The sequence below is a fragment of the Blastococcus sp. SYSU DS0552 genome, from assembly GCF_054050815.1.
In genome coordinates this window covers 82,709-105,994 of the sequence record NZ_JBJHAB010000013.1, presented here as the reverse complement: position 1 = coordinate 105,994, position 23,286 = coordinate 82,709, and the positions used below count along the sequence as shown (strand labels likewise).

Annotated in this window: 20 protein-coding genes; 7 read left to right on the top strand and 13 right to left on the bottom strand. The window is 74.4% G+C overall.

The features are described from left to right. Window positions 1-15: 15 nt before the first annotated feature. Complete coding sequence (locus ACI8AG_RS14475; protein ID WP_456590171.1) at window positions 16-1,434, bottom strand: amidase; 1,419 nt, start codon at window positions 1,432-1,434, stop codon at window positions 16-18. 63 nt (window positions 1,435-1,497) lie between these two features. Here ACI8AG_RS14475 and ACI8AG_RS14470 point away from each other — a divergent pair, with 63 nt between their 5' ends. Further along, window positions 1,498-3,240 (top strand): DEAD/DEAH box helicase, encoded by a 1,743-nt coding sequence (locus tag ACI8AG_RS14470; protein WP_456590172.1) that lies wholly within the window; start codon window positions 1,498-1,500, stop codon window positions 3,238-3,240. A 12-nt stretch (window positions 3,241-3,252) separates the two neighbouring features. Here the strand turns inward: ACI8AG_RS14470 and ACI8AG_RS14465 are convergent, their stop codons facing one another. From ACI8AG_RS14465 to ACI8AG_RS14455, 3 genes are all read right to left on the bottom strand, one after another. Then, complete coding sequence (locus tag ACI8AG_RS14465) at window positions 3,253-5,853, bottom strand: SpoIIE family protein phosphatase (RefSeq protein WP_456597606.1); 2,601 nt, start codon at window positions 5,851-5,853, stop codon at window positions 3,253-3,255. Window positions 5,854-5,993: 140 nt separating this feature from the next. Further along, window positions 5,994-6,740, bottom strand: coding sequence for a peroxide stress protein YaaA (gene yaaA / locus ACI8AG_RS14460; protein WP_456597605.1), 747 nt, complete (start codon window positions 6,738-6,740; stop codon window positions 5,994-5,996). A gap of 22 nt (window positions 6,741-6,762) precedes the next feature. Further along, window positions 6,763-7,551: an exodeoxyribonuclease III gene (locus ACI8AG_RS14455; protein ID WP_456597604.1), complete on the bottom strand. Its 789-nt coding sequence runs from the start codon at window positions 7,549-7,551 to the stop codon at window positions 6,763-6,765. Between the two features lie 164 nt (window positions 7,552-7,715). Between ACI8AG_RS14455 and ACI8AG_RS14450 the strand changes: the two genes are divergently transcribed. Next, a complete protein-coding gene (locus tag ACI8AG_RS14450; protein ID WP_456597603.1) occupies window positions 7,716-9,275 on the top strand; it encodes an LCP family protein in 1,560 nt (519 codons plus the stop codon). Window positions 9,276-9,314: 39 nt separating this feature from the next. Here ACI8AG_RS14450 and ACI8AG_RS14445 read toward each other — a convergent pair whose 3' ends face one another. Continuing rightward, window positions 9,315-10,919, bottom strand: a complete 1,605-nt coding sequence (locus ACI8AG_RS14445) for an ABC transporter permease (RefSeq protein ID WP_456597602.1) — start codon at window positions 10,917-10,919, stop codon at window positions 9,315-9,317. Then, window positions 10,916-11,845 (bottom strand): ABC transporter ATP-binding protein, encoded by a 930-nt coding sequence (locus ACI8AG_RS14440; protein ID WP_456597601.1) that lies wholly within the window; start codon window positions 11,843-11,845, stop codon window positions 10,916-10,918. Before ACI8AG_RS14440 ends, ACI8AG_RS14445 begins: the two co-directional genes overlap by 4 nt. Before the next feature lie 75 nt (window positions 11,846-11,920). On the opposite strand from ACI8AG_RS14440, the gene ACI8AG_RS14435 reads away from it, so the two are divergent. After that, entirely contained in the window at window positions 11,921-12,430 is a 510-nt protein-coding gene (locus ACI8AG_RS14435; protein ID WP_456597600.1) for a GbsR/MarR family transcriptional regulator, read from the top strand. Window positions 12,431-12,507: 77 nt separating this feature from the next. Further along, the gene (locus ACI8AG_RS14430; protein ID WP_456597599.1) at window positions 12,508-13,026 is read left to right on the top strand and encodes an N-acetyltransferase family protein; all 519 of its coding nucleotides are present in this window, start codon (window positions 12,508-12,510) and stop codon (window positions 13,024-13,026) included. A gap of 98 nt (window positions 13,027-13,124) precedes the next feature. Here ACI8AG_RS14430 and ACI8AG_RS14425 read toward each other — a convergent pair whose 3' ends face one another. Beyond that, window positions 13,125-14,075: an acyl-ACP desaturase gene (locus tag ACI8AG_RS14425; protein WP_456590181.1), complete on the bottom strand. Its 951-nt coding sequence runs from the start codon at window positions 14,073-14,075 to the stop codon at window positions 13,125-13,127. Between the two features lie 208 nt (window positions 14,076-14,283). Here ACI8AG_RS14425 and ACI8AG_RS14420 point away from each other — a divergent pair, with 208 nt between their 5' ends. Next, window positions 14,284-14,499 carry a hypothetical protein gene (locus ACI8AG_RS14420; RefSeq protein ID WP_456597598.1) on the top strand — a complete coding sequence of 72 codons (216 nt, stop codon included), beginning with the start codon at window positions 14,284-14,286 and terminating at the stop codon, window positions 14,497-14,499. Between the two features lie 85 nt (window positions 14,500-14,584). On the opposite strand, the gene ACI8AG_RS14415 is transcribed toward ACI8AG_RS14420, so the two are convergent. Together ACI8AG_RS14415 and ACI8AG_RS14410 are read right to left on the bottom strand one after the other, a co-directional pair. Next, the gene (locus tag ACI8AG_RS14415) at window positions 14,585-15,979 is read right to left on the bottom strand and encodes a hypothetical protein (RefSeq protein ID WP_456597597.1); all 1,395 of its coding nucleotides are present in this window, start codon (window positions 15,977-15,979) and stop codon (window positions 14,585-14,587) included. A gap of 1 nt (window position 15,980) precedes the next feature. Then, window positions 15,981-16,490, bottom strand: a complete 510-nt coding sequence (locus ACI8AG_RS14410) for a SigE family RNA polymerase sigma factor (protein WP_456590184.1) — start codon at window positions 16,488-16,490, stop codon at window positions 15,981-15,983. A 112-nt stretch (window positions 16,491-16,602) separates the two neighbouring features. Between ACI8AG_RS14410 and ACI8AG_RS14405 the strand changes: the two genes are divergently transcribed. Next, a complete protein-coding gene (locus tag ACI8AG_RS14405; protein ID WP_456590185.1) occupies window positions 16,603-16,857 on the top strand; it encodes a hypothetical protein in 255 nt (84 codons plus the stop codon). Window positions 16,858-16,920: 63 nt separating this feature from the next. Here the strand turns inward: ACI8AG_RS14405 and ACI8AG_RS14400 are convergent, their stop codons facing one another. The 3 genes from ACI8AG_RS14400 to ACI8AG_RS14390 form a co-directional block, all read right to left on the bottom strand. Continuing rightward, window positions 16,921-18,132 (bottom strand): acyl-CoA dehydrogenase family protein, encoded by a 1,212-nt coding sequence (locus ACI8AG_RS14400; protein WP_456590186.1) that lies wholly within the window; start codon window positions 18,130-18,132, stop codon window positions 16,921-16,923. A gap of 120 nt (window positions 18,133-18,252) precedes the next feature. Then, entirely contained in the window at window positions 18,253-18,699 is a 447-nt protein-coding gene (locus ACI8AG_RS14395) for a DUF4383 domain-containing protein (RefSeq protein ID WP_456590187.1), read from the bottom strand. A 215-nt stretch (window positions 18,700-18,914) separates the two neighbouring features. After that, window positions 18,915-20,570 (bottom strand): carbamoyltransferase family protein, encoded by a 1,656-nt coding sequence (locus tag ACI8AG_RS14390; protein WP_456597596.1) that lies wholly within the window; start codon window positions 20,568-20,570, stop codon window positions 18,915-18,917. 139 nt (window positions 20,571-20,709) lie between these two features. Here ACI8AG_RS14390 and ACI8AG_RS14385 point away from each other — a divergent pair, with 139 nt between their 5' ends. Further along, window positions 20,710-21,555, top strand: coding sequence for an alpha/beta fold hydrolase (locus tag ACI8AG_RS14385; RefSeq protein ID WP_456597595.1), 846 nt, complete (start codon window positions 20,710-20,712; stop codon window positions 21,553-21,555). Here ACI8AG_RS14385 and ACI8AG_RS14380 read toward each other — a convergent pair. Further along, a complete protein-coding gene (locus tag ACI8AG_RS14380; RefSeq protein ID WP_456597594.1) occupies window positions 21,533-23,251 on the bottom strand; it encodes a RecQ family ATP-dependent DNA helicase in 1,719 nt (572 codons plus the stop codon). The genes ACI8AG_RS14385 and ACI8AG_RS14380 overlap by 23 nt on opposite strands. Between the last annotated feature and the right edge of the window lie 35 nt (window positions 23,252-23,286).

Below are 23,286 nucleotides of genomic sequence, written 5' to 3'. Positions count from 1 at the left end.
ACCAAGTAGACGAGCTCAGAGGGCTGGCCGGCGCTCGCCGAACCGGGTCGCCTGCTCGAAGGCGTGCCCCACCTCGAGCACCCGCCGGTCGGCCCGGGCCGGGCCGATCACCTGCAGGCCGACCGGCAGCCCGTCCGCGGTGAAGCCGCCGGGCACCGACAGCGCCGGGCAGCCGGTGGCCGAGATGACCGTGCAGGAGCGCATCCACTCCAGGTAGTTGTCCTGGTGGACGCCGGCGATCTCGGTCGGGTACTCGATCTCCACCGGGAAGGGCAGCACCTGCGTCGTCGGGGCGAGCAGCACGTCGTACCGCTCGAAGAACGCGACCATCCGCTCGTGCAGCTTCGTGTGCAGCTGCTCCGCGCGGGCCAGGTCGGCGCCGGTGAGCTCCGCGCCCCGCGCCGCGTTCCAGCGGATCGACTCCTTGACCTGGTCCGGGTGGCGGCGGATCAGCTCGCCGAACGACGCGTCGAACAGCCACGCCCGCAGCGTGCCGAACACCTCGTCGGCGCCGGAGAGGTCGGGGCAGGCCTCCTCCACCGTCGCTCCCAGCGACTCGAACACCGCGATCGACGGCGCGAGCCCGGCGGTGATCGCGGGGTCGACGGTCACCTGCCCGCCGAGGTCGGGCGCCCAGGCCACCCGCAGCCCGTCCAGCCGCTCGGGCAGGGGTGCGGCGAACCCGGCGCCGGGCTCCTCCAGCGCGATCGGCACCCGGGGGTCCGGCCCGGCCAGCACCGACAACTGCAGGGCGACGTCGGCCACGGTCCGCCCCATGGGCCCCTGCACCGAGAGGGTCGACCAGCCCATCGGCGCCGGCCAGGTGGGCACGCGGCCGGGGGTGGGCCGCAGCCCGACGACGTTGCAGAACGCGGCCGGGTTGCGCAGCGAGCCGCCCATGTCGCTGCCCTCGGCCAGGGGCACCAGCCCGGCCGCCAGCGCCGCCGCGGCCCCGCCGCTGGAGCCGCCGGCGGAGAGCCCGTGCCGGTAGGGGTTGTGGGTGGCGCCGAACACCGGGTTGAAGGTGTGCGAGCCCGCCGCGAACTCCGGCACGTTGGTCTTGCCCACGCGGATCGCCCCGGCGCCCACCAGGCGGGCCACCACCAGCTCGTCGGCGTCCGGCACGGTGTCGGCGTGCACCGGAGAGCCCCAGGTCGTGCGCATGCCCCCGGTGGCGTGGGTGTCCTTGTGCGCGACCGGGAGCCCGTGCAGCGGGCCGAGCGGCTCGCCGGCGGCCTGCGCGGCGTCGGCGGCGTCGGCGGCGGCCCGGGCGGCCTCGGCGTCCAGCGTCACGATCGCATTGACCCGCGGGTTCACCCGCTCGATGCGCCGCAGGTGCGCCTCGAGCAGCTCCCGGGCGGACACCTCCCGGCGGCGCACGAGTGCGGCCAGCTCGGTGGCGGGGCGGGTGCAGAGCTCGTCGTCGGCGGTCACCCCGGCAGCCTGCCAGAAGCCCGCGTGCGTGCGGGTGCGGGCTCCGGGGAACGATGACCGGTGATGACCGACGAACGCACCACTGCCGACGACGCGGGCTCCGCGGACACCACGAACGAGGGCACCACCTTCGAGGGCACCACCTTCGAGGACCTGGGCCTGCGCCCCGAACTGCTGAAGGCGCTCGGTGCCCTCGGCTACGAGGAGCCGACCCCCATCCAGCGCGAGGCCGTCCCGCCGCTGGCGGAGGGCCGGGACCTGCTGGGCCAGGCGGCCACGGGTACCGGCAAGACCGCCGCCTTCTCGCTGCCCGTGCTCCAGCGGATGCCGGCCCACCGCACCGACCGGGACCCGGTCGCGCTGGTGCTGCTGCCCACGCGGGAGCTCGCCGTCCAGGTGTCGGAGGCGCTGCACCGCTACGGCCGTGACCTGGGCGCCCGCGTGCTGCCCGTCTACGGCGGGGCACCGATCGTGCGGCAGCTGCGCTCGCTGGAGTCGGGCGTCGACGTCGTCGTCGCGACCCCCGGCCGCGCCCTCGACCTGCTCAACCGCGGCGCGCTGCACCTCGGCGAGATCGCGACCGTCGTGCTGGACGAGGCCGACGAGATGCTCGACATGGGCTTCGCCGAGGACCTCGAGGCGATCCTCGACGCCACCCCGGAGGAGCGGCAGACGGTGCTCTTCTCGGCCACGATGCCCCGCCGCCTGGATGCGCTCGCGCGCCGCCACCTCACCGACCCGGTGCGGATCACCATCGCCCGGGAGCGGGCGGCGCCCGGTACGGCGCCCCGCATCCGGCAGACCGCCTACGTCGTCCCCCGCGGTGCCAAGCCGGCCGCGCTGGGCCGGATCCTGGACGTCGAGGCGCCGACGGCGGCGATCGTCTTCTGCCGCACCCGCGAGGAGGTCGACTCCCTCACCGAGACCCTGAACGGCCGCGGGTACCGGGCCGAGGCCCTGCACGGCGGGATGAGCCAGGAGCAGCGCGACCGGGTGATGGGCCGGCTGCGCGGGGGGACCGCGGAGCTGCTGGTGGCCACCGACGTCGCGGCGCGCGGGCTGGACGTCGAGCAGCTCACCCACGTCGTCAACTACGACGTCCCGTCGGCGCCGGAGTCCTACGTGCACCGGATCGGCCGGGTCGGCCGGGCCGGCCGCGAGGGGGTGGCGATCACGCTCGCCGAGCCCCGGGAGCACCGGATGCTCAAGACCATCGAGCGGGTCGCGGGCGCGCCGATCGCCGTCGAGAAGGTGCCCACGGTCGCCGACCTGCGGGCCCGCCGGCTCGACCTCACCCGGGGCGCGCTGCGGGAGAGCCTGCTCACCGACGACCTGGACCGCTTCCGGGTGGTCGTCGAGACCCTCACCGACGAGTTCGACCTCATGGAGGTGGCGCTCGCGGCGGTGAAGCTCGCGCACGAGGCGGCCGGGCCGGTGGACGACGACGAGGAGATCCCCCAGGTCTCCTTCCGCCCGGAGCGGGACGGCGGGCGCGCGGGGGGCGGCCGGGACGGCGGGCGCCGGGACGAGCGCGGCGGCCGTCCGGCCGGGCGCTCCGGCGGCGCTCCGGGCGCGCGCCTGTTCGTGGGGGTGGGCCGGGACGCCGGCATCCGGCCGGGCGACCTGGTCGGCGCCATCACCGGGGAGACCGGGCTGACCGGGCGCGACGTCGGGTCGATCGAGATCCACCAGCGGTTCGCCCTGGTGGAGGTGCCCGAGTCCGCGGCCGACGAGGTCGTGCAGGCGCTGCGCGCCACGATGATCAAGGGGCGCAAGGCGCAGGTGCGGCGCGACCGCGGCCGCTGACCCACCGGCGGGCTAGGCCCCGGCCGGATCCTGGGGCACGGTGGGCGGCACCCGGACCGGTCCGGCCTCGGCCGGCCGGGGGCGGTCCTGGGGGTGCAGCCGGACCGCGACCAGCGCGACGTCGTCCTCGGGCCGGCCGTGCACCAGCCGGTCGAGCAGTTCGTCCAGCAGGTGCTGCAGCGGCAGGTCGGCCAGCTCGACCACCGCCTCGCGCAGCCGCTGGATCCCCTCGTCGAGGTCGGAGTCGCGGCGCTCGACGAGCCCGTCGGTGTAGAGCAGGACCGTCGAGCCGCGCTCGAGCGTGGCCACCGTCTCCCGCCGCTGGGTGCTGGGGTCGACGCCGAGCAGCAGGTCGCCGGTCCACTCGCCGAGCTCCGCCACCTTGCCGTCCGGGGTGAGGACCAGCGGCGGCAGGTGCCCGGCGTTCGCCCAGCGCATCCTGGTGACGCCCTGGCCCAGCTCCTCGGGGGTCTGCTCGAACCGGGCCACGGCCGCGGTGGCCAGCGTCGGGATCTGCAGCGTCGTCATCGAGGCGTCGAGCCCGCGCAGCACCTCGCCGGGGCCGGCGTCGCTGTAGGTGGCGACCCCGCGCAGCAGCCCGCGCAGCTGCCCCATGGCGGCCGCGGCCTCGGTGTCGTGCCCGACGACGTCGCCGATGACCAGCATCGTCGAACCACCTGGCTGCAGAAAGGCGTCGTACCAGTCGCCGCCGACCCGGGCGGCCTCCGCGGCGGGGAGGTAGCGCACCGCGATCTCGGCGTGGTCGGGCTCGGGGGGCTCGGTGAGCAGGCTGCGCTGCAGCCCCTCGGCGAGTTGCTGCTGGGCGGTGTACAGCCGGCCGTTGTCCAGGGCCAGGCCGGCGCGGTCGGCGGCCTCCTGGGCGGTGGCCAGGTTCTCCGCCTGGGTCGGGGTCGCACGGGTGTAGTAGACGGTGAGCAGGCCCAGCGTGCGGTTGCGCCCGCGCATGGGCAGGACGACGGCCTCGCGGGGGCCGAGCCGGGCCAGCAGGTCCCTGGCCTCGCCCGGGGCCATGAGCTCCAGCACCGCGGCGCCGTCGCTGCGCTGCTGCTCCCCGGTGCGCAGCGCGACGGCGGCCGGCGAGTCCGGCGGCATCGAGTCCATCCGCACGCTCCGGTACCGCTCCAGCACCGGGCACATCGCGGGGTCGGCGTGCCAGCCGCCGACGTCCCGCGGGCGGCCGTCCTCGTCCACGATCGTGACGATGCAGAAGTCGGCGAGCGCCGGCACGACCAGCTGGGGCAGGTGTGCCATCGCTGCCTGCTGGTCCAGGGCGCCGGCCAGGTCGGCGCTGACGCGTGCCAGCAGCGCCAGCCGCTGGGCCGACCGCTCCGCCTGCTCCTGCATCCGGCGGCGCTCGGTGACCTCGAGGAAGTACACCGACAGCCCGTCGGGGCTCGGCCAGGCGCGCAGCTCGTACCAGCCGTCCAGCGGGGCCGGGTAGTAGGCGTCGAACGACACCGGCTCGCCGGTGCGGACCGCCTGGTTGAAGCTGTCCTCGAAGACGCTGTTGAGCGCGTCCGGGAAGGCCTCCCACAGCACTCGGCCGAGCAGCTCGTCGCGGGTCACCTGCAGCAGCCGCTCGGCCTCGGCGTTCACGTGGGTGAACCGCCAGTCGCGGTCGAGGCTGTAGAAGCCGGCGGGCATCGCCTCGAGCACCCGGGTGACCAGGGTGGCCGCCTCCCGCTCGCCGGTGATGTCGAAGGCGGCGCCGAGCAGGCGGACGGCGGAGCCGTGGCGGTCGGGCAGCGCCCGGCCGCGGGCGTGCACCCACCGGGTCTCGCCGTCGGGTCGGACCACGCGGTAGGTCGCGTCGAAGTCGCCGCACTCGTCGATGGCGTTCTGCAGTGCCTCCCCGACCGGCTCCAGGTCGTCCGGGTGCAGCCGCGCGTTGAACGCCTCGATCGTCTGGTCGAAGCCCTCGGCGTCGTAGCCGAACAGCGTGATCAGCTGCTCGTCCCAGATCAGCTGCCCGGTCGCCAGGTCCCAGTCGAACGTGCCGACCTCGCCGGCCTCGGTCGCCAGCTCCCAGCGCACCCGGTCGTTCTCGGACCGCCGCAGCAGCGCCGAGAGCTCGAGCTCGGTCATCACCGAGCCGGCCAGCTCGCGGAGCGTGTCGATCTCCGACGCGGCCCACGGCCGCGGCTCGGGGTCGAAGACGCAGAGCGCGCCGACGACGGCACCCGAGGCGTCGGTGAGCGCGATGCCCAGGTAGGAACCGACGGCGCCGGCCCGGACGGGCGGGAGGTCGCGGACGCGCTCGTCCGACCGGGCGTCGGGAACGACGAGCGCCTCCCCCGCGGGCAGCGCGGCGGTCACCGTGCAGAGGGATTCCTCGAGCGGTCCGGTGGTGCCCACGGCGGCGGCGCCGGTGCCGGCGGCGACGTGCTGGATGTCCACCAGCAGAGAGACCTGGCTCCCGCTGGTGCCCAGGAGCCGGGCGGCGAGCGCCGCGAGGCGGTCCAGGCCGGTGAGGTCCCCGTACGGGAGGACGGCGCGGGCAGCCGCCACCCGGGCGGGATCCTGCCGCAGCTGGGCCGCCGACCAGGCGCCGAGGGTCGCTGCCGCGCCGACCGTGCGGTCCGATCCGTCCACCGAAGCCCTTCTGCCCCGGCGGTCGCCGGATCCGTGACACCGGGCGCCGCACTGTTCGGGCGCACCGGATCACCGCAGTTATGCCACGACTAGCCGGTTGCGTGCAACCAACTGCTCGGTATGGGCGGGAGAGATGGGCCTCACCGGGCGGGCACGACCAGGGTCAACGCCGCGCCGCCGTCATGTTCCACGTGCAACCCCGCCCGCCTCAGCAGTCCCCCGAGCCGCACGACGTCGTCCGGCTCGGCCGTCGTGCTGGCGAGCAACCGGGCCACCCGGCCCTTGTGCGCCTTGTTGAAGTGGCTCACCACCGCGCGGGTGCCGTCGGGCCGTTCGCTCAGCACGGTGACCGTGACCGCGCCGGGCGCGGGGGCCAGCGCCGCGTAGGAACCGCTGCGCAGATCGACGACGAGCCCCTCGACGCCGTCGAGCACCGGCCCGAGCGCCGGCCGCCACAGGGCGCGCAGGGTGGGCCGACCGGGCAGCGCGGAGCCCGCCGACAGGCGGTAGGCCGGGATCCGGTCCCCGCCGGCGACCAGGCCGAACAGCGCCGACCCCACCGCCAGCCGGCGGTCGGCGCGTGCCCGTTGCGCCCGGGAGAGGGAGCCGATGTCCAGGGCGTCGTAGAGGACGCCCGTGTAGCGCTGCAGGGCCGGGAGCGTGCCGGCGGAGAAGAGGGCCGCGTTGCGGGCGATCTCCTCGTCCTGCTTCGGGGAGAGCCCGAGCGCCGCCCGGGAGGCCGGGACGTCGCCGGCGAGCTCCACCAGCGCCTCGGTGAGCTGGGTCCGCACCGGGGTGAGCTGCGGCGCGGTGAGCGCGGCGAGGTCGAGCGGAGGGCCGTCACCGCCGGGGGCCTTGGTCTCCGACGGGGGCAGCAGGACGAGCACGAGGCGCCAGCCTAAGCGCCCGTCAGCTCAGGTCGACCACCACCGGGGCGTGGTCGCTCGCGCCCTTCCCCTTGCGCTCCTCGCGGTCGATGAACGCCCCACCGACCCGCGCGGCCAGCGCCGGGGATCCCAGGACGAAGTCGATGCGCATGCCCTCGCGGCGGGGGAAGCGCAGCTGCGTGTAGTCCCAGTAGGTGTAGACGCCCGGGCCGGGGGCGTGGGGGCGGACCACGTCGGCGTACCCGGCGTCGACCACCGCCTGGAAGGCCGCCCGCTCCGGGGCGGAGACGTGCGTCGACTGGCTGAACACCGACATGTCCCAGACGTCGTCGTCCTGCGGGGCGATGTTCCAGTCGCCGACGAGGGCGACCTGTGCGGCGGGGTCCTCGGCCAGCCAGCCCGCCGCCGTGTCCCGCAGGGCGGCCAGCCACTCCAGCTTGTAGGTGTAGTGCGGGTCGGCCAGCGTGCGCCCGTTGGGCACGTAGAGGCTCCACACCCGGACGCCGGCGCAGGTGGCGGCCAGCGCCCGCGCCTCGCAGGTGGTCTCCTCGCCCCAGCACGGCTGACCGGGGAAGCCGACGGTGACGTCCTCCAGTCCCACGCGGGACAGGATCGACACCCCGTTCCACTGCGAGTGGCCGACGTGCGCGACCTCGTAGCCGAGCGCCGTGAACCGGTCCAGCGGGAACTGGTCGTCCCGGCACTTGGTCTCCTGCATGGCCAGGACGTCGACGTCGTGCCGCTCCAGGAAGGCCGCGACGCGGTCGGCGCGGGTGCGGATCGAGTTCACGTTCCAGGTGGCCAGGCGCACGACCCGGAGCTTACGGAGAGCCACCGACGGAGCGGCCCGGCCGCCCCGGGTGCCGGTGTCGCCGGATCGGGCGGACCTGCCCGGAGAGCCGGCCGCGGGCGTACCGACCTGGCCGAACGGTGGGAGCATGGCCGCGTGAGCTGGGCTGGCGCGGAGGGCGTGGGATGACCGTCGGGACGACACCTCCCGCCCCGCAGCGTGGAGCGCGGGCGTCGGGGGCCGTTCCGCGGCGCGGGTTCGGCGCCGCCCTCGGCTGGACCGTCCTCGGCGCGCTGGTGCCCGGCGTCGCGCTGCTCGCCGCCGGCCGCCGACGGCTCGGCGCGGTCGTCCTCACCGTCTTTCTCCTCCTGGCCGCCGCCGCCGGGTGGCTGGCCACCGGGGGACAGCGGTTCGCCGCCCGCACCCTCGTCGACACCGACGTCCTGCTCTGGACCACCATCGGCATCGGCGTGCTGGCCGCGCTGTGGATCGCCGTCGTCGTGGCCGGCTACCGGATGCTCGTGCCGGCCGGCACGTCGCGCGGGCGGCGCGTCGCCGGCGGGCTGGTCGTGGCGGTGCTCGTCGTGGCGATCGTCGTCCCGGCCGTCTTCGTGGGGCGCCTGGCGACGACGTCGCGGGACCTCATCGCCGGTGTGTTCGACGACGACCGGAGGTCGGCCACCGTCGACGAGGAGCCGGACGACGGCACCGCCGAGCTCTTCGGCGGGCGCGAGCGGGTGAACGTGCTGCTGCTGGGGGGCGACGGCGGGGAGGGGCGTGAGGGCGTCCGCACCGACACGGTCATCGTGGCCAGCACCGACACCGCCACCGGCGAGACCCTCCTGTTCAGCCTGCCCCGCAACCTCCAGGACCTGCCGTTCCCCGAGGACAGCCCGCTGGCCGAGCTCTACCCCGAGGGCTTCGACGCCGGCAGCGAGAGTGAGAGCCTCCTCAACGCCGTCTACCGCAACGGCCCGGCTTGGTACCCCGACGCCCTAGGCCCCACCGACGACCCGGGCGCCGACTTCCTGAAGCTGGGCGTCGGGGAGGCCCTCGGCCTGCGGATCGACTACTTCGTGCTGGTCAACCTCGAGGGGTTCAGCCGGCTGGTCGACGCGCTCGGTGGGATCACGGTCAACGTGAACTACTACGTGCCCATCAACGGCGACCCGGGCACCGGCGAGCTGCCCGACGACTACATCGAGCCAGGGCCGGACCGCCGCATGGACGGGTACACCGCGCTGCAGTTCGCCCGGGGCCGGTTCGGGTTGAGCGACTACGACCGCATGGCGCGGCAGCGCTGCACCATCTCCGCGATCGTCGACGCCGCCGACCCGGTGACGCTCCTGCAGCGCTACCAGCAGCTGGCCGCGACCACCGAGGACATCGTCAGCACCGACATCCCGCGCTCGCGGCTCGACGACTTCGTCGACCTGGCCTTCCTCGTGAAGGACGCCGAGATCCGCAGCGTCGTGTTCGACCCCTCGGTGATCGATCCCGCGTATCCGGACTACGACCGGATCCGGCAGCTCGTGCAGGAGGCGATCGACCCGCCGCCGGCGCCTGCGCCTGCGCCGCCGGGGGACGGGGCGCCGGGGGACGGGGCGCCGGAGGCGGAAGCCCCTGGACCGCCGGAGGCCCCCGAGCCGGAGGACGGCCCGGTCACCGACGTCGCCGACGCCTGCGCCTACGACCCGGCCCGTGCGGCCGAGGCGCGCGCGGAGGGCGAGCCGCCGACCAAGTGAGCACCCGGGCGGGTGCCGGACGGCCCAGGGCGGTGCCGCTCAGCCCAGGGCGATGTCCCGCCGGCGGAAGCCGGTGAAACCGGCCGCCAGGAGGACGCCGGCGACACCGGCCAGCCCGACGAGTGGCGCGAGTCGCCACTCCTCGAGCGGCAGCGTCGGGATCCAGGCGATCGGCGACAGGTCGCTCACCCAGCCCGACCAGTCGAACGACTCGGCGAACATGGTGATCACGAGGAAGAGCCCGACCGCGGCCCACGCCACGGCCGCGGCCAGGCGGGGCAGCAGCCCGAAGAGCGCGACGGCGACGCCGGCGACGACCCAGATGGCCGGGACGTAGGAGACCGCAGCGCCCACCATCCGGCCGAGCGCCGCCGCGTCCCCCGTCTGCGCCACCCGCACCAGCCCGGTGGTCACCCCCGCGGCGGTCATCGCCAGCGCCGAGCCCAGCAGCGCGACCAGCACGTGGCTGCCCAGCCAGGCCGGGCGGCTGGTCGCCGTGGCGAGCAGCACCTCGGCCCGGTCGTCCGACTCCTCGGTGCGGGCCCGGAGGACCGCCGACACCGCGTAGGCCGAGGCCAGCAGTGCCGTGACGGCGAACGTCGTGCCGAGGTAGGCGTCGACGAGTCGGCCGAGGTCGGGGTCGCCGAAGACGGCCAGTGCCTGCTCGTTCCCCGCGATCAGCGTCTCGACCGACTCCGCCAGGGCGCCGTAGACCACGCCGAGCAAGCCGAGCCCGACCGTCCAGGCGATGAGCGCACCGCGGTGCAGCCGGAGCGCCAGCCCGAGCGGGGAGAGGAGTGCCCGCCGCGCGGTGGGCCGGCCGGGCCGGGGCTGCACGAGCCCGGAGCCGAGGTCCCGGCGGTCGAGCAGGGCGAAGCCGGCGACGACGAGGACGGCGGCGACGACGAGGCACAGTGCCAGGGGGGCGAGGGCGTCGTCGGTGAACGGGTGCGTGGCCTGCGCCCAGCCGATCGGCGAGGTCCACACCACCCAGTTGCCCTCGATGTCGCCGATGGCGCGCAGCACGAACGCGACGGCGAACAGCCCACCGACCAGGCCGTAGACGCCGCGGGTGGAACCGGTGGCCTGGGCGGCGACCGCGGTGATCCCGGTGAAGACCAGCCCGCACGCGCCCACCGACGCGCCGAGCACGAACGAGCCGACCGCCGGCAGCCCCGAGGCCGTCGTGGCCGCGCCGATGGTCAGCGCCAGCACGACGCACGCCAGCGAGGAGAGCAGCACGGCGGCCAGCAGCGGCGCGTGCCGGCCGACGCGCGCCGACCGAAGCAGCTCGGTGCGGCCGGCCTCCTCGTCGGCGCGGGTGTGCCGGGTGACGGTGAACATCGCCATCAGCGCGGCGATCAGCATCAGCGTCGCGGAGATCTCGAACGCGACCGCGCCGGCGACGGTGTCCAGCCCGACCGGGGGGCCGGCCAGTGCGATGGTCGCCGCGTTGCTGCCGACCGAGGCCTGGTACGCGGCCAGGTCGGCGGGGGTGTCGTAGAGGGCCTGGCTGGAGACGGACTGCGTGAGCACCATGAAGGTGCCGGCGGCGATCCAGATCGGCAGCCGCAGCCGGTCCCGGCGCAGGGCGAAGCGGAACAGGGCGCCGGTGCCGGCGAGCGTGCTCGATGCGTTGCTCACGACCGCCCCGCCTCCTGGGGAACGGGCACGCCGTCGGCGGCGAGCTCGTCGCCGTAGTGCCGGAGGAACAGCTCCTCGAGGGTGGGCGGGGTGCTCGTCAGGCCGCGCACGCCCAGGGGGGCGAGGTGGCGCAGCACCCCGTCGAGCGCGTCGGTGTCGACGTCGAAGTGCACCCGGCCGTCCTCGTGCCGCAGGTCGTGCACCCCGGGCAGGGAGCTCAGCCCATCGGCGGGACGCTCGGTCTCCACCGCCACGGACATCCGGGTGAGGTGGCGCAGCTCGGCCAGCGTGCCGCTCTGCACGGTCCGGCCGAGCCGGATGATGCTCACCCGGTCGCAGAGGGCCTCGGCCTCGGCGAGGATGTGGCTGGACAGGAGCACCGTCCGGCCCTCGGCGCGCAGTTCGCGGATGCACTCCTGGAACACGGCCTCCATGAGCGGGTCCAGGCCCGAGGTCGGCTCGTCCAGGATGAACAGCTCCGCGTCGGAGGCGAGCGCCGCGACGAGGGCGACCTTCTGCCGGTTGCCCTTCGAGTAGGTGCGCGCCTTCTTCCGAGGGTCGAGGTCGAAGCGCTCCAGCAACTCCGTGCGGCGCCGCGGATCGAGGCCGCCGCGCAGTGCGCCGATGAGGTCGATCGCCTCGCCACCGCTGATGGTCGGCCACAGCGTCACGTCCCCCGGGACGTAGGCGAGCCGGCGGTGCAGCGCGACGGCGTCGCGCCACGGATCACCGCCCAGCAGCTCGGTCCGGCCCGCGTCGGGGCGGAGCAGGCCCAGCAGCACGCGGATGGTCGTGGACTTCCCGGACCCGTTCGGGCCGAGGAAGCCGTGCACCTCGCCGGAGGCGACCTCGAGGTCGAGGCCGTCGAGGGCGCGGGTGGCGCCGAAGGTTTTCACCAGGCCGGAGACGGAGATGGCTGTGGTCACGGCGGCAGAACCTACACTTCTTTCACAAAGTTGCGAAGTTCATTGCGTGCCCGACGGGTCCGGTACCGTGAGGGAGTGACCAGCGTGGATGCGACGGACGAGGAGCGGGCCACCCTGCTCCGCTTCGTCGAGCGGTTCGCCCTGGTCCTGCGGGAGTCGGGCATGCCGCCGATGCCGGCCCGGGTCTTCGCCTACGCCCTCGCCGACGACGCCGACCGCTACACCGCCGCCGAGCTGGCCGAGGGCCTGCAGGTCAGCCCGGCCGCGATCAGTGGCGCGGTCCGCCAGCTGGTGCAGGTCGGGTTCCTCGTCCGCGAACGGGAGCCGGGGACGCGCAGCGACCTCTACGTCCTCGACGACGAGAACCTGTGGACGCGGTTCGCCGGGGCGGAGCTGGCCGCGTTGCAGCGGTTCGAGGACGTCGTCGCGGGGGGCATCGACCTGATCGGCGTCGACCGCCCGGGCGGGCGCCGGCTGGCCGAGACCCGGGAGTTCCTCGCCTTCCTGCACGAGGTGCTCGCCGAGGCGGTCGCCCGCTGGCCCGCGGAGCGGGTCCGTCGCGTCGTACCCGGCCGCGCCGGCTGACCCGGGGCGCGGGCATCCGCCCGCTGCGCGCCGAGGGGCGCCGCAGGCCGCCGAGCGCCGCCACGGAGAATGGCCGGGTGCCCGCTCCCTCCGTCCGGCCCGTTGCCACCGTCGACGCGGTGCTGCGCGCCGAGCTGCTCGCCTGCTGGACCGACGTCACCAACGCCGGCGGCGCCGTTGGGTTCGTGCCGCCGGTGACGCAGGACGACGTCGTCCCGCTGCTCGACAAGCTCCTGGAGGGGGTCCACTCCGGCCGGGACGTGCTCGCCCTGCTCGAGGTGGACGGCGAGACGGCGGGCTTCGCGAGCGTCGTCGGGTCGCTGAGCCCGCTGCGCCGCCACTGGGGGACGGTGCTGCGGGTGCAGGTGCACCCCTCGCGCCAGGGCCAGGGCCTCGGTCGGGTCCTCATGGACGGGGTGCACCGGATCGCCCGGGACCGGGGCTGGGAGTTCCTGCACCTGACCGTTCGCGGGGGCACCGGCGTGGACGGGTTCTACCGGGGGCTCGGCTACCAGGAGGTCGGGCGGCTGCCCGGCGCGATCCGGGTCGCACCGGGCGACGACCGCGACGAGATCGTCATGGCCTGTCCGCTCTGAGCGCCGGGCGGACGGTTCGAGTCGCCGCCCATCGCCCTCGCGTCAGACCCCTCGCGTCAGACCTCTTGCGTCAGGCCTCTTGCGTCAGGCCTCTTGCGTCAGACCTGGACCGGGACCTCGCCCTTGGCCGCCATGCGGGCCCGCATCCGCTCGCGGCTCTCCACGAACTTCGTCGCCTGGGCGTCGAGGCCGGCGAGGAACTCGGCCAGTTGCTCGCGGGCCTGCTCGCCCTCGGGGCCGAGGTCGCTGCGCTCGAAGACCTTCCAGGTGCGCAGGATCGGGCTGACCACCTCGTCGTGGTGCAGCCGCAGGTCGTAGATGCCGGCCTTGGCGATGATCGTGGAGTTCTTCCGGAAGTTGGCCATGTTCGCGCCGGGCATCTCGAACGTCATGACCTCCTTGGCGACGGCCTTCATCATCTCGTCGGGGTCGATGTCGAACGCCGCCGTCACCAGGTTGCGGTAGAAGATCATGTGCAGGTTCTCGTCGGTTGCGATGCGGGCCAGCAGCTTGTCCGCGATCGGGTCGCCGGTGGCCTTGCCGGTGTTGCGGTGCGACACCCGGGTGGCGAGCTCCTGGAACGAGACGTAGGCGACGGCCTCGAGCGGGGTCTTGTCCCCGGAGTCGTAGCCGGTGGTCATGTAGTCCATCCGGGCCCGCTCCAGCTCCACCGGGTCGACGCCGCGGGTGACGACCAGGTAGTCGCGCAGCGCGACACCGTGCCGCCCCTCCTCCGCGGTCCAGCGGCCCACCCACTGCCCCCAGGCGCCGTCCCGGCCGAAGCGGGTGGCGATCTCGCGGTGGTAGCTGGGCAGGTTGTCCTCGGTCAGCAGGTTCACGAACATCGCGGCCTTGGCCGTCGCGTCCAGCCGGGACTGCTCGGGGGACCAGTCCTCGCCGCCGAGGAAGGCGAAGTTGCGCCCCTCGTCCCAGGGCACGTAGTCGTGCGGATGCCATTCCTTGGCCATCCTGATGTGCCGGTCGAGGTTCTCCGCGACCACCGGTTCGAGCTCGGTGAGCACGGCTGCCTGCGGGGATGTCTGGGGCATGGGGACCTCCGGGTCGGCTCGACCTGCGTCGTCGCAACCTACGCCGACGTGGCTCCGGTCGTGCTCGTACGGGTTCCCCCGACGCCCTGTCGCTACCCCTCGATCGGGCATCCGGGAGAGGGAGCGTCCGCCCGGCCCCGCCGTCCGACCCGAACGGGCCGGCTGCCGTCTCCGGTCGGCGCGCGGGCCGGTTTGGCAGGGTGGGGGCATGACCGACCCGTCCCCCGGCGCTCCCGTCTCACGCAACGCCCGCCGCGAACGCCTGATCGGACTGCTCGTCCTGGGGGTCGCCTTCGTGCTCCTGGTGTCCTCGCCGACCTGGTTCGCCGCCGACCAGGCGGGCGTGGGCATCGGCCAGCTGGCCGTGGCGGTGGTGCTCGCGGTCGTCGGCGGTCTCCTCGTCCGTCGCGCCACCCGGGGCTGAGTGCTCGAACCGTCGCGCGACGGCCGTTCCGCGCCGCCGGCCTCCTCGGCCAGCTGCCGCATGGCGGTCACCGACGCCGGCTCGCTCATCCGTCGGGCTCCGAGACCGGCGCCTCGGCGACGACCGCACCCCTGGCGTCCAGGATCCGCACCCGGTCGGGCGTCGGTGACCCCAGCGGACCCACCCCGGCGCCGTCCACCAGCGGCACCGTGGCGTGCAGCCTGCCGTCGGCGAGATAGATCTCGGCCAGGGCGCCGGACTCCGGCCCGCTGATCGTGACCGAGTTCGACGTCGGCACGGCGAACACCTGCTCCAGGAGCGGGGTGCCGGCCGGGGCCAGCGCGACGCGGAACGAGTCCTCCTGCGCCATGTCGAACTGGTCCGTCCAGTAGTCGACGAACGCGGCCCCCGTCGCGCCCGAGGGGAAGGTCACGCCCAGGAGCAGGGTCCGGGTCCCCGGGTCACCGTCCACGGCGCCGGCGGCGAGCAGGGTCGGGCGGAGGTCGCGGAGCGGCAACCCGTACCGCCCGGCGAGCTGTATCGCGGCCTGCTGTAGCACCTCCTCGTGGGCGAGCCCGCGCAGCCCGCGGGGGTCGGCGATCTCCACCGGCTCGTTCCAGGCCCTGGTCAGGTCCTCCTCGGTGGTGTTGGCGCGGTTGAGGGGCCGGCTCTGGCCGGGCCGGGACAGCTCCACGGAGAGGCCTGTCGGCCAGTCGGAGGACCCGCCGAGCGCCAGCGCGCCGGCGCCCTCCTCCATCGGCACCGGTTCCCACTGGTCGACGACGTCGGCCGACGCGGTCACCGTCCGGCCGGTCAGCACCCGGGCCTCGTCGCCGGGCGCGCCGACGACCACCACCATGCGCTGCTCGGGCGCCCCGTACGGGGCGGCGAACAGCTCCGCGGACTCCAGGCCGGGGGCCGGCGCGAGAACGCCGACCGGGACCATCTCGTCCGGTGCGGCGTCGCGGGGACCGGTGAACCAGGCCTGGACCACGCCCTCCTGTTCGGTCCGGCCGAGGACGAGCGTCACCCGGCTGCCGGCCACCTCGCCCGCCCACGCGACCCGGCGGGTCTCGACCGGTGGATCGGGCAGCTCGGCGCCCGGCGGCAGCTGGGCGTCGAGCTCCGGAGGGACCCAGTCCAGCTCGCGGACCCCGGCCAGCCACTCCTCGTCCCCGGCGAGCGAGCCGCGCGTCGGCAGGTCGTAGAGGGAGGGCGCCGGGTTCCGGGTCGGGCTGCCCGGCACCGCGACCTCGCCGCCCCGCTCGCCGCTCAGCAGGCCGGAGGTCGTGACCGGCACCCCGACGACGACCGCCAAGGCCACCAGGCCGCCGACGGCCATGGCCGTCCGGGACCGCCGCTGGGCGCGGTACCGCGCGCGGGTGCGCTCGGCCAGGTCGGCCGGGGGAGGCGCGGTGACGTCGGCGCGGTAGCGCAGGTCTCGCAGGCCGGCTTCCAGATCGCCGTCGGAGATCGTCACGTCAGCACTCCTCGAAGGCGTTGGCGGGGACGGTGGCAGCGAGGGCGGTGCGGAGGCGGGCGAGGCCTCGGACGGTCTGGCTCCGCACGGTGTGCACCGAGCAGCCGAGCAGCTCGGCGGTGGCCGCCTCGCTGAGGTCCTCCGTGTAGCGGAGGACGAGCACTGCCCGCATGCGCGGCGGGAGGGTGCCGAGCGCCTGGGCCATCCGCTCCCGCTCGGCGAGGGCGTCGGTCGCGTCGGGGGTGGCGGGGTCGTGCGCGGGCAGCGACACGATCTCCTGGGTGCTGCGCAACCGCCACCAGCTCGCGGCGCTGGTGACCAGCACCCGGCGCACGTACGGGAAGGGGTCGCCGGAGATCCGTCCCCAGCGGCGGTAGGCCTTCACCAGCGCCGTCTGCAGCAGGTCCTCGGCGTGACCGCGGTCCCTCGTCAGCAGCACGGCGGTCCGGAGCAGCTCACCGGACCGTGCCGCGACGAACGCCTCGAAGGCGTCGTCGTCCGTTCGTCCCACCGGGCCCCCCTCCGTCGTCACTGACTAGGACGGCCGAGGGGTGGGTGGACGAACGCCGCTGTGACCGGATCGTGACCTGAACGGTTCCGCTCGAGCGCCGTTGCGACCCGCGGTGACCCGCACCACACTCACGACGACGCCCGACGGGCGGCGGACGGAGGACCGGGTGAAGCTGGACAAGAAGGAGCTGGTGCGCGTGCTGCGCACCGAGGGGGACAACGGCACGGCCGACCAGGTCGAGGCGCGCCTCCCCGACGAGATCGACACCGACCGGGACGGCGACGCGCTGGCCGCGGTGGGGCTGGACCGGACGCAGCTGATGAGCAAGCTCGCGGGTGGGGGCTTCGGGACGACGCTCACCCCCTGAGCCGGGGACGGCGGTGGCCCGGAACCGCGAGCGGTTCCGGGCCACCGGTCGTGCGGGCCTCGTTCAGCCGGTGAAGGGGCGCTCCCGCGCCAGTTCCTCCTTGGCCACGCCGCGGATGTGCACCGCGTCCGGGCCGTCGACGATGCGCAGCGTCCGCGCGCTGGCGTAGAAGCGGGCGAGCACGGTGTCGTTGCTGACGCCGGCGCCGCCGTGCACCTGGATCGCGCGGTCGATGACGTCGAGGGCGACCTTGGGTGCGGCGACCTTGATCGCGGAGATCTCGGTCCGGGCGCCCTTCGCGCCGTACTTGTCGATCAGGTCGGCGGTCTTCAGCACGTACAGGCGGGCCTGGTCGATCTCGATGCGCGAGAGCGCGATGGCCTCCCGCACGGTGCCCTGCTCGGACAGCGGCCGGCCGAACGCGACCCGGTTCTGGGTCCGCTCCACCATGAGCGCCAGCGCCCGCTCGGCCATGCCGATGGCGCGCATGCAGTGGTGGATGCGGCCGGGGCCCAGCCGCGCCTGGGCGATCATGAAGCCGTCGCCCTCGCCGGCGAGGATGTTCGTGGCCGGGACCCGGACGTCGGTGAACCGCAGCTCGGAGTGGCCGTGCTGGTCCTGGTACCCGAAGACCGGCAGGTGGCGGATGATCTCCAGCCCCGGGGTGTCGCGGGGGACGAGGACCATCGACTGCTGCCGGTGCGGCGGCCCGTCCGGGTCGGTCTTGCCCATGACGATGAAGATCTGGCAGCGCGGGTCCGCGGCGCCGGAGGTCCACCACTTGCGGCCGTTGATGACGTACTCGTCGCCGTCGCGGACGATCGAGGTCTGGATGTTGCGGGCGTCGGAGCTGGCGACGTCGGGCTCGGTCATCGCGAAGCCGGAGCGGATCTCCCCCTCCAGCAGTGGGTTGAGCCAGCGCTCCTTCTGCTCGGGCGTGCCGAACAGCATGAGCGTCTCCATGTTGCCGGTGTCCGGCGCGCCGACGTTCATCGACTCGGGCGCGATGACCGGCGACCAGCCGGTGATCTCGGCGACCGAGGCGTACTCGAGGTTGGAGAGGCCGCCCAGCTCGTGGTGGAAGAGGTTCCACAGGCCGCGCTTGCGCGCCTCGGCCTTGAGCTCCTCGAGGATCGGCGGGTGCTCGTGGTTGTCGTGGCCGCGCTCGGCGCGCCAGGCGTCGTAGACGGGCTCGGCGGGGAACACGTGCTCGCGCATGAAGTCCCACGCGCGGGCGCAGACGTCCTCGGCCTTGGGCGAGAGAGCGAAGTCCATGCTCGGCAACGTAGCGCTGGACGTGATCGCCGTCGCATCGGGGGTGTCCCGGCCCCGGACGCGGCAGAGCCGGGCCCACCGCTGGATGGCGGCAGGCCCGGCTCCCCCGGACGGGTCCTCTCAGGCGCGCGTACGGCGGCCTTCGACGGCGTCGCGCACCGGGCCCAGCGCGATCGCCAGACCGGCCAGGGCGCTGACCAGGTGCAGCCAGTTGTCCGCCCAGTTCAGGCTCAGGAAGTCCCACTCGGCGTTCACGGCGAAGAGGCCGTAGATGAACGCCGCACCGTAGCCGATGGCGAGCAGCCAGCCATACGTGCGAGCCCCGCTCAGGGTCCGGAACAGGGCCAGGCCCGCCGCGCCGATGACGATGTGCACGATGTTGTGGAACGGGTTGACCTCGAAGCCCAGGATCGTCTCGTTCGTGTCGTGGGCGAAGAAGTCGTCGAAGCCGGTGACGAAGAAGCCGATGATGCCGACCAGCAGATAGATCGCACCGATGGCCAGTGCCAGCATCTGCGGCCAGGTCATGCCCCGCCGGTCCGCTCCGGTGTTGCCTGTTGCAGACATCGTGTCCTCCCATGGGTCGTGAGACCTGCCAGGTTCTGACAGGTGGCTGCCAGGAGCCGGGTACCCGTGGCTGAGCAGGACTAACGAGGGCCACCGGTCCGGGGGACGGCCGTTGCCGGATCGTCACCTGGCGGCGGCCCGCCCGTGGAGCGCGCGACCCGTGCCGGTCACGGGGGGCGGGCCGCGTCGCCGGCGGGGCGTGCGGCGTCGCGGGTTCAGCCGCGCTCGGGGCGGGGGGTGGCCTTAGGCCGGCGGACGACGAACGGGCCGATGGCCAGCAGGTCGACCGGTGCCGAGCCGAAGCACTCCAGGGCGTCCCGCGGGTCGTCGACCATCGGGCGCCCGGCGGTGTTCAGGCTGGTGTTCACGACCACGGGCAGGCCGGTGCGCCGCTCGAAGGCCGAGATCATGCGGTGCACCAGCGGCTCGGTCTTCCGGTCGATGGTCTGGATCCGCGCCGTCCCGTCCACGTGGGTGACCGTGGGGATGCGCTCCCGCCACTCCTCGGCGACGTCGTGCACGAACAGCATGTACGGCGAGGGGATCGGGCCACGGCTGAAGATCTCCGGCGCCCGCTCCAGCAGGACCATCGGCGCCACCGGGCGGAACTGCTCACGGCCCTTGACATCGTTCATCCGCTCGAGGTTGGCCTCGAAGCCCGGGTGGGCGAGCAGCGAGCGGTGCCCCAGCGCGCGCGGGCCGTACTCGCTGCGGCCCTGGAACCAGGCGACGATCCCGTTGTCGGCGAGCACCTCGGCGACGGCCTCGGCGACGTCGTCGGGCCGCTCGTAGTCGATGGCCGCCGTCTGCAGGAACTGCTCGATCTCGTCGTCGCTCCACCCGCGGCCGAGCGCCGCCCCGGCCATCGGCTCGGTGCGCTCGCCGAGCTCCGCGGCGACGTGGAGCGCCGCACCCAGCGCGGTGCCGGCGTCGCCGGCGGCCGGCTGCACCCAGACCTGCTCGAACGGGCTCTCGGCGAGGACGCGGGTGTTGGCCACGCAGTTGAGCGCGGTGCCGCCGGCCATGGTGAGGGTCTTCTCGCCGGTCTGCTCGTGCACCCAGCGGGCGAGGTCGACCAGCACCTCCTCGAGGCGGGTCTGCACGCTGGCGGCGAGGTCGGCGTGGGCCTCGGTCCAGTCCTCGCCCTTGGCCAGGCGGGGCGCGAACTCGGCGAAGTCGATCTTCTCGGTGCGGAAGCCGCCGTCGTCGGTTGCGCGGATGAGCTCGGAGAGCTCGCCGAGGAAGCGCGGCTTGCCGTAGGAGGCCATCGCCATGACCTTGAACTCGTCGGAGCTCCGCAGGAAGCCGAGGTGGTCGGTGAGCTCCTCGTACATCAGCCCGAGGGAGTGGGGCAGCGCCTGGCCGGCGAGCACCTCCAGGTGGCCGTCCACGTAGCGGCCGGCCAGGTGGCTGTGCGCCTCCCCGCGACCGTCGAGCACGAGGACGGCGTTGTCCCGCTGCGGCGCGGCCTTGCCCGCGGAGGCGGCGTGGGCCACGTGGTGCTTGACGAAGCGGACCTTCGCCGGGTCCAGCCCGGGCAGGGCGTGGGCCAGGAAGTCCGGCGCCATCTCGGCGTACTTCTTGCGCATGGTGTCGCCGTCGTCGAAGAGCCCGGACTCCTCCGGCGTCCCCATGAGGGACGGGTCGAAGGAGTAGGCGACGGCGTCGAGCTCCTCGGGCCGGATGCCGGCCTCCTTCAGGCACCAGGCCGCCGCGAGCTCCGGCAGTTCCCACGCGCTCCACGGCAGGGGGCGCTTGCCGTGCTTGCGCCGGCTGAACCGTTCCTCCTCCGCGGCGGCCACGATCCGGCCGTCGACGACCAGCGCCGCGGCGGGGTCGTGGTAGATGGCGTTGATGCCCAGGACCTTCACGCGCGCACTCCTCCTGGCCGGGCTGACGCCTCCCGGTCCGGTCTCATGATCACGCCGGTCCGCCGACCCCGCACGGCGAGCCAGGCGACGTCCCTCGGATGGGCAGCGCGGCCGCGGGCCCGTCTGGCAGGGTGCCGGTGTGGATTCCGGGACGCTGGAATGGCGCGGCCGGCGGGTGCGGCACTGGCACGTCGGCGCGGGCCCCGACGTGGTGATGTGCCACGGCACCCCCTGGTCCGCGGAGCTCTGGCGGCCCTACGCCGAAGCGCTCGCCGCCGACTTCACCGTGCACCTGTGGGACATGCCCGGCTACGGCGCCTCCTCCAAGAACGCCGGGCACGCGGTCTCCCTGGACGTGCAGGGCGAGTTGCTGGCGGAGCTGGTGGAGCGGTGGGGCCTGCGCTCCCCGCACGTCGTCGCCCACGACTACGGAGGCGCGGTCGCCCTGCGGGCCCATCTGCTGCACGGGGCGCCCTACGCATCCCTGGCCCTGGTCGACGTCGTGGCGCTGGCATCGTGGGGATCGGACTTCTTCCGGTTGGTGCGCGCCCACGCCGACGTCTTCGCGGCCCTGCCCCCGGCGGTGCACGAGGGGGCGCTGCGCGCCTACATCGCCGGGGCCAGCCATCGCGGGCTGACCGCCGGCCAGGTCGACGAGCTGGTGGCGCCGTGGACCGGCCCCGAGGGGCAGGCCGCCTTCTACCGGCAGATCGCCCAGGCCGACGAGGCGTACACCGACGTGCTGGAGCCTCGTTACCCGGACCTGGACCTGCCGGTGCTCGTGGTGTGGGGCAGCGAGGACACCTGGATTCCCGCTGATCGGGCGCACCGCCTCGCCGCACTGATCCCCGGTGCCCGCCTGGAGCTCCTCCCGGGCGCCGGCCACCTGGTCCAGCTCGACCAGCCGGTGCGGCTCGCGACGACCCTGCAGCGGTGGCTGGCGGGGCAGGTCGCCCGTGGCATCAGTCCCGGGGTCGAGCGGTGAGCAGGTCGTTGTCGAGGACGGCGGCCAGCCCGAGGGTCTTGTAGCCCACCTCGTCGAACAGCACGGTGAGCCGGTCGTCCTCGACCCGCATCACGACGCCGTTCCCCCACTCGCTGTGCTCGACCGGCGTCTCCACCGGGAACGGCGTGTCCTCGGGTTCGGTGGCGACGTGCTCGTGCGCGGTGCCGGCCGAGCAGTTGTCGCAGTTGCCGCACGGCTCGTGGAGCTGCTCGCCGAAGTAGCCCAGCAGGAACTGGCGGCGGCACTCGGTGGTCTCGGCGTACCCGCGCATCATCTCCACGCGCGACTGGTCGACCTTCTCGTGGTGCTCGGCGAGCTCCCGGGCCTGCTCGGCCGCCTCGCCGGGTGGCGGGGCGCCGTCGGCGGGGTGGGCGGCGCCGTCCTCGTCGAGCACGACGGCCGAGACCTGCTCCAGCAGGTTGAGGTCGCGCACCAGGGGGGTGGCGGCCCGGCCGGTCTCCTCGCGGAGCGCCTTGACGTCGACGCCGTCGTCGATGCCCGCGGCGGCGGCGGCCTGGACGAGGCCGGCGACCTGCTGCAGCTCGTCCTCGGCCGGCGCGCCGGCGGCGAAGAACCGGCGCAGCCCGAGGTCCTCTTGCCGGTAGACCAGGACGGCGAGCGCCGGTTCGCCGTCGCGACCGGCCCGGCCGATCTCCTGGTAGTAGCTGTCGAGGGAGTCGGCGGGCTCGGCGTGCACCACGAAGCGGGTGTCGGGCTTGTCGATGCCCATGCCGAACGCGGTGGTGGCGACGACGACGTCCAGCTCGTCGTCCATCCAGGCCCGCTGCGCCTCCTCGCGCTCGGACTTCTTCATCCCGGCGTGGTAGGCCAGCGTGCGGAGCCCGCGCCCGGCCAGCTCGGCGGCGATCTCCTGGGTGCCCTTCCGCGTGGCGCTGTAGACGATGCCGGGGCCACGCCCCTCGCCGACCTCGGCGACCACCCGGTCCAGCACGCCCTGCTCCTTGGCGTGGGCGTCGGCGTAGTGGTCGACCTCCAGCCGGATCTCCGGGCGGTCGAAGCCGGCGACGACGACCTCGGGCTCGCGCATGCCGAGCTGCTCGACGATCTCCGCGCGCACCGGAGGCGCGGCGGTGGCGGTGAGCGCCAGCACCGTCGGGTGGCCCAGCTGCTCGATGACCCCGCCCAGCCGCAGGTAGTCCGGGCGGAAGTCGTGGCCCCAGGCGGAGACGCAGTGCGCCTCGTCGACGACGAACAGCGCGGGCCGGGCCTTCGCGATCACGTCGACGACCTCGGGCTTGGTCAGCTGCTCCGGGGCGAGGAAGAGGAAGCGGACCGTTCCGTCCGCCAGCCCGTCGAGCGCCTCCTGCTGGTCGCCGGCCGACAGCGTGGAGTTCAGCTGCGCGGCCCGCCCGGCGCGGTCCGCGAGCTCGGTGAGCCGGTCGACCTGGTCGCGCTGGAGGGCGATGAGCGGGGAGACGACGAGCACCGGGCCGTCGAGCAGCTGGCCGGCGACCTGGTAGATCGCGGTCTTCCCGGCGCCCGACGGCAGCACGGCGAGGGTGTCCTGCCCGCCGACGACGGCCTGCATCGCCGCCTCCTGCCCCGGGCGGAAGTCGTCGTACCCGAGCACCTCGCGGGCGAACTCGCGGATGCGGCGGGTGCGGACGGAGGCGGTGGCACCGGCGGGGTTGTCGCGCTCGGGGGAGGGAGGCACCGGCTGCCTCTCCCCGCTGCCGTGGCGCGGCAAAC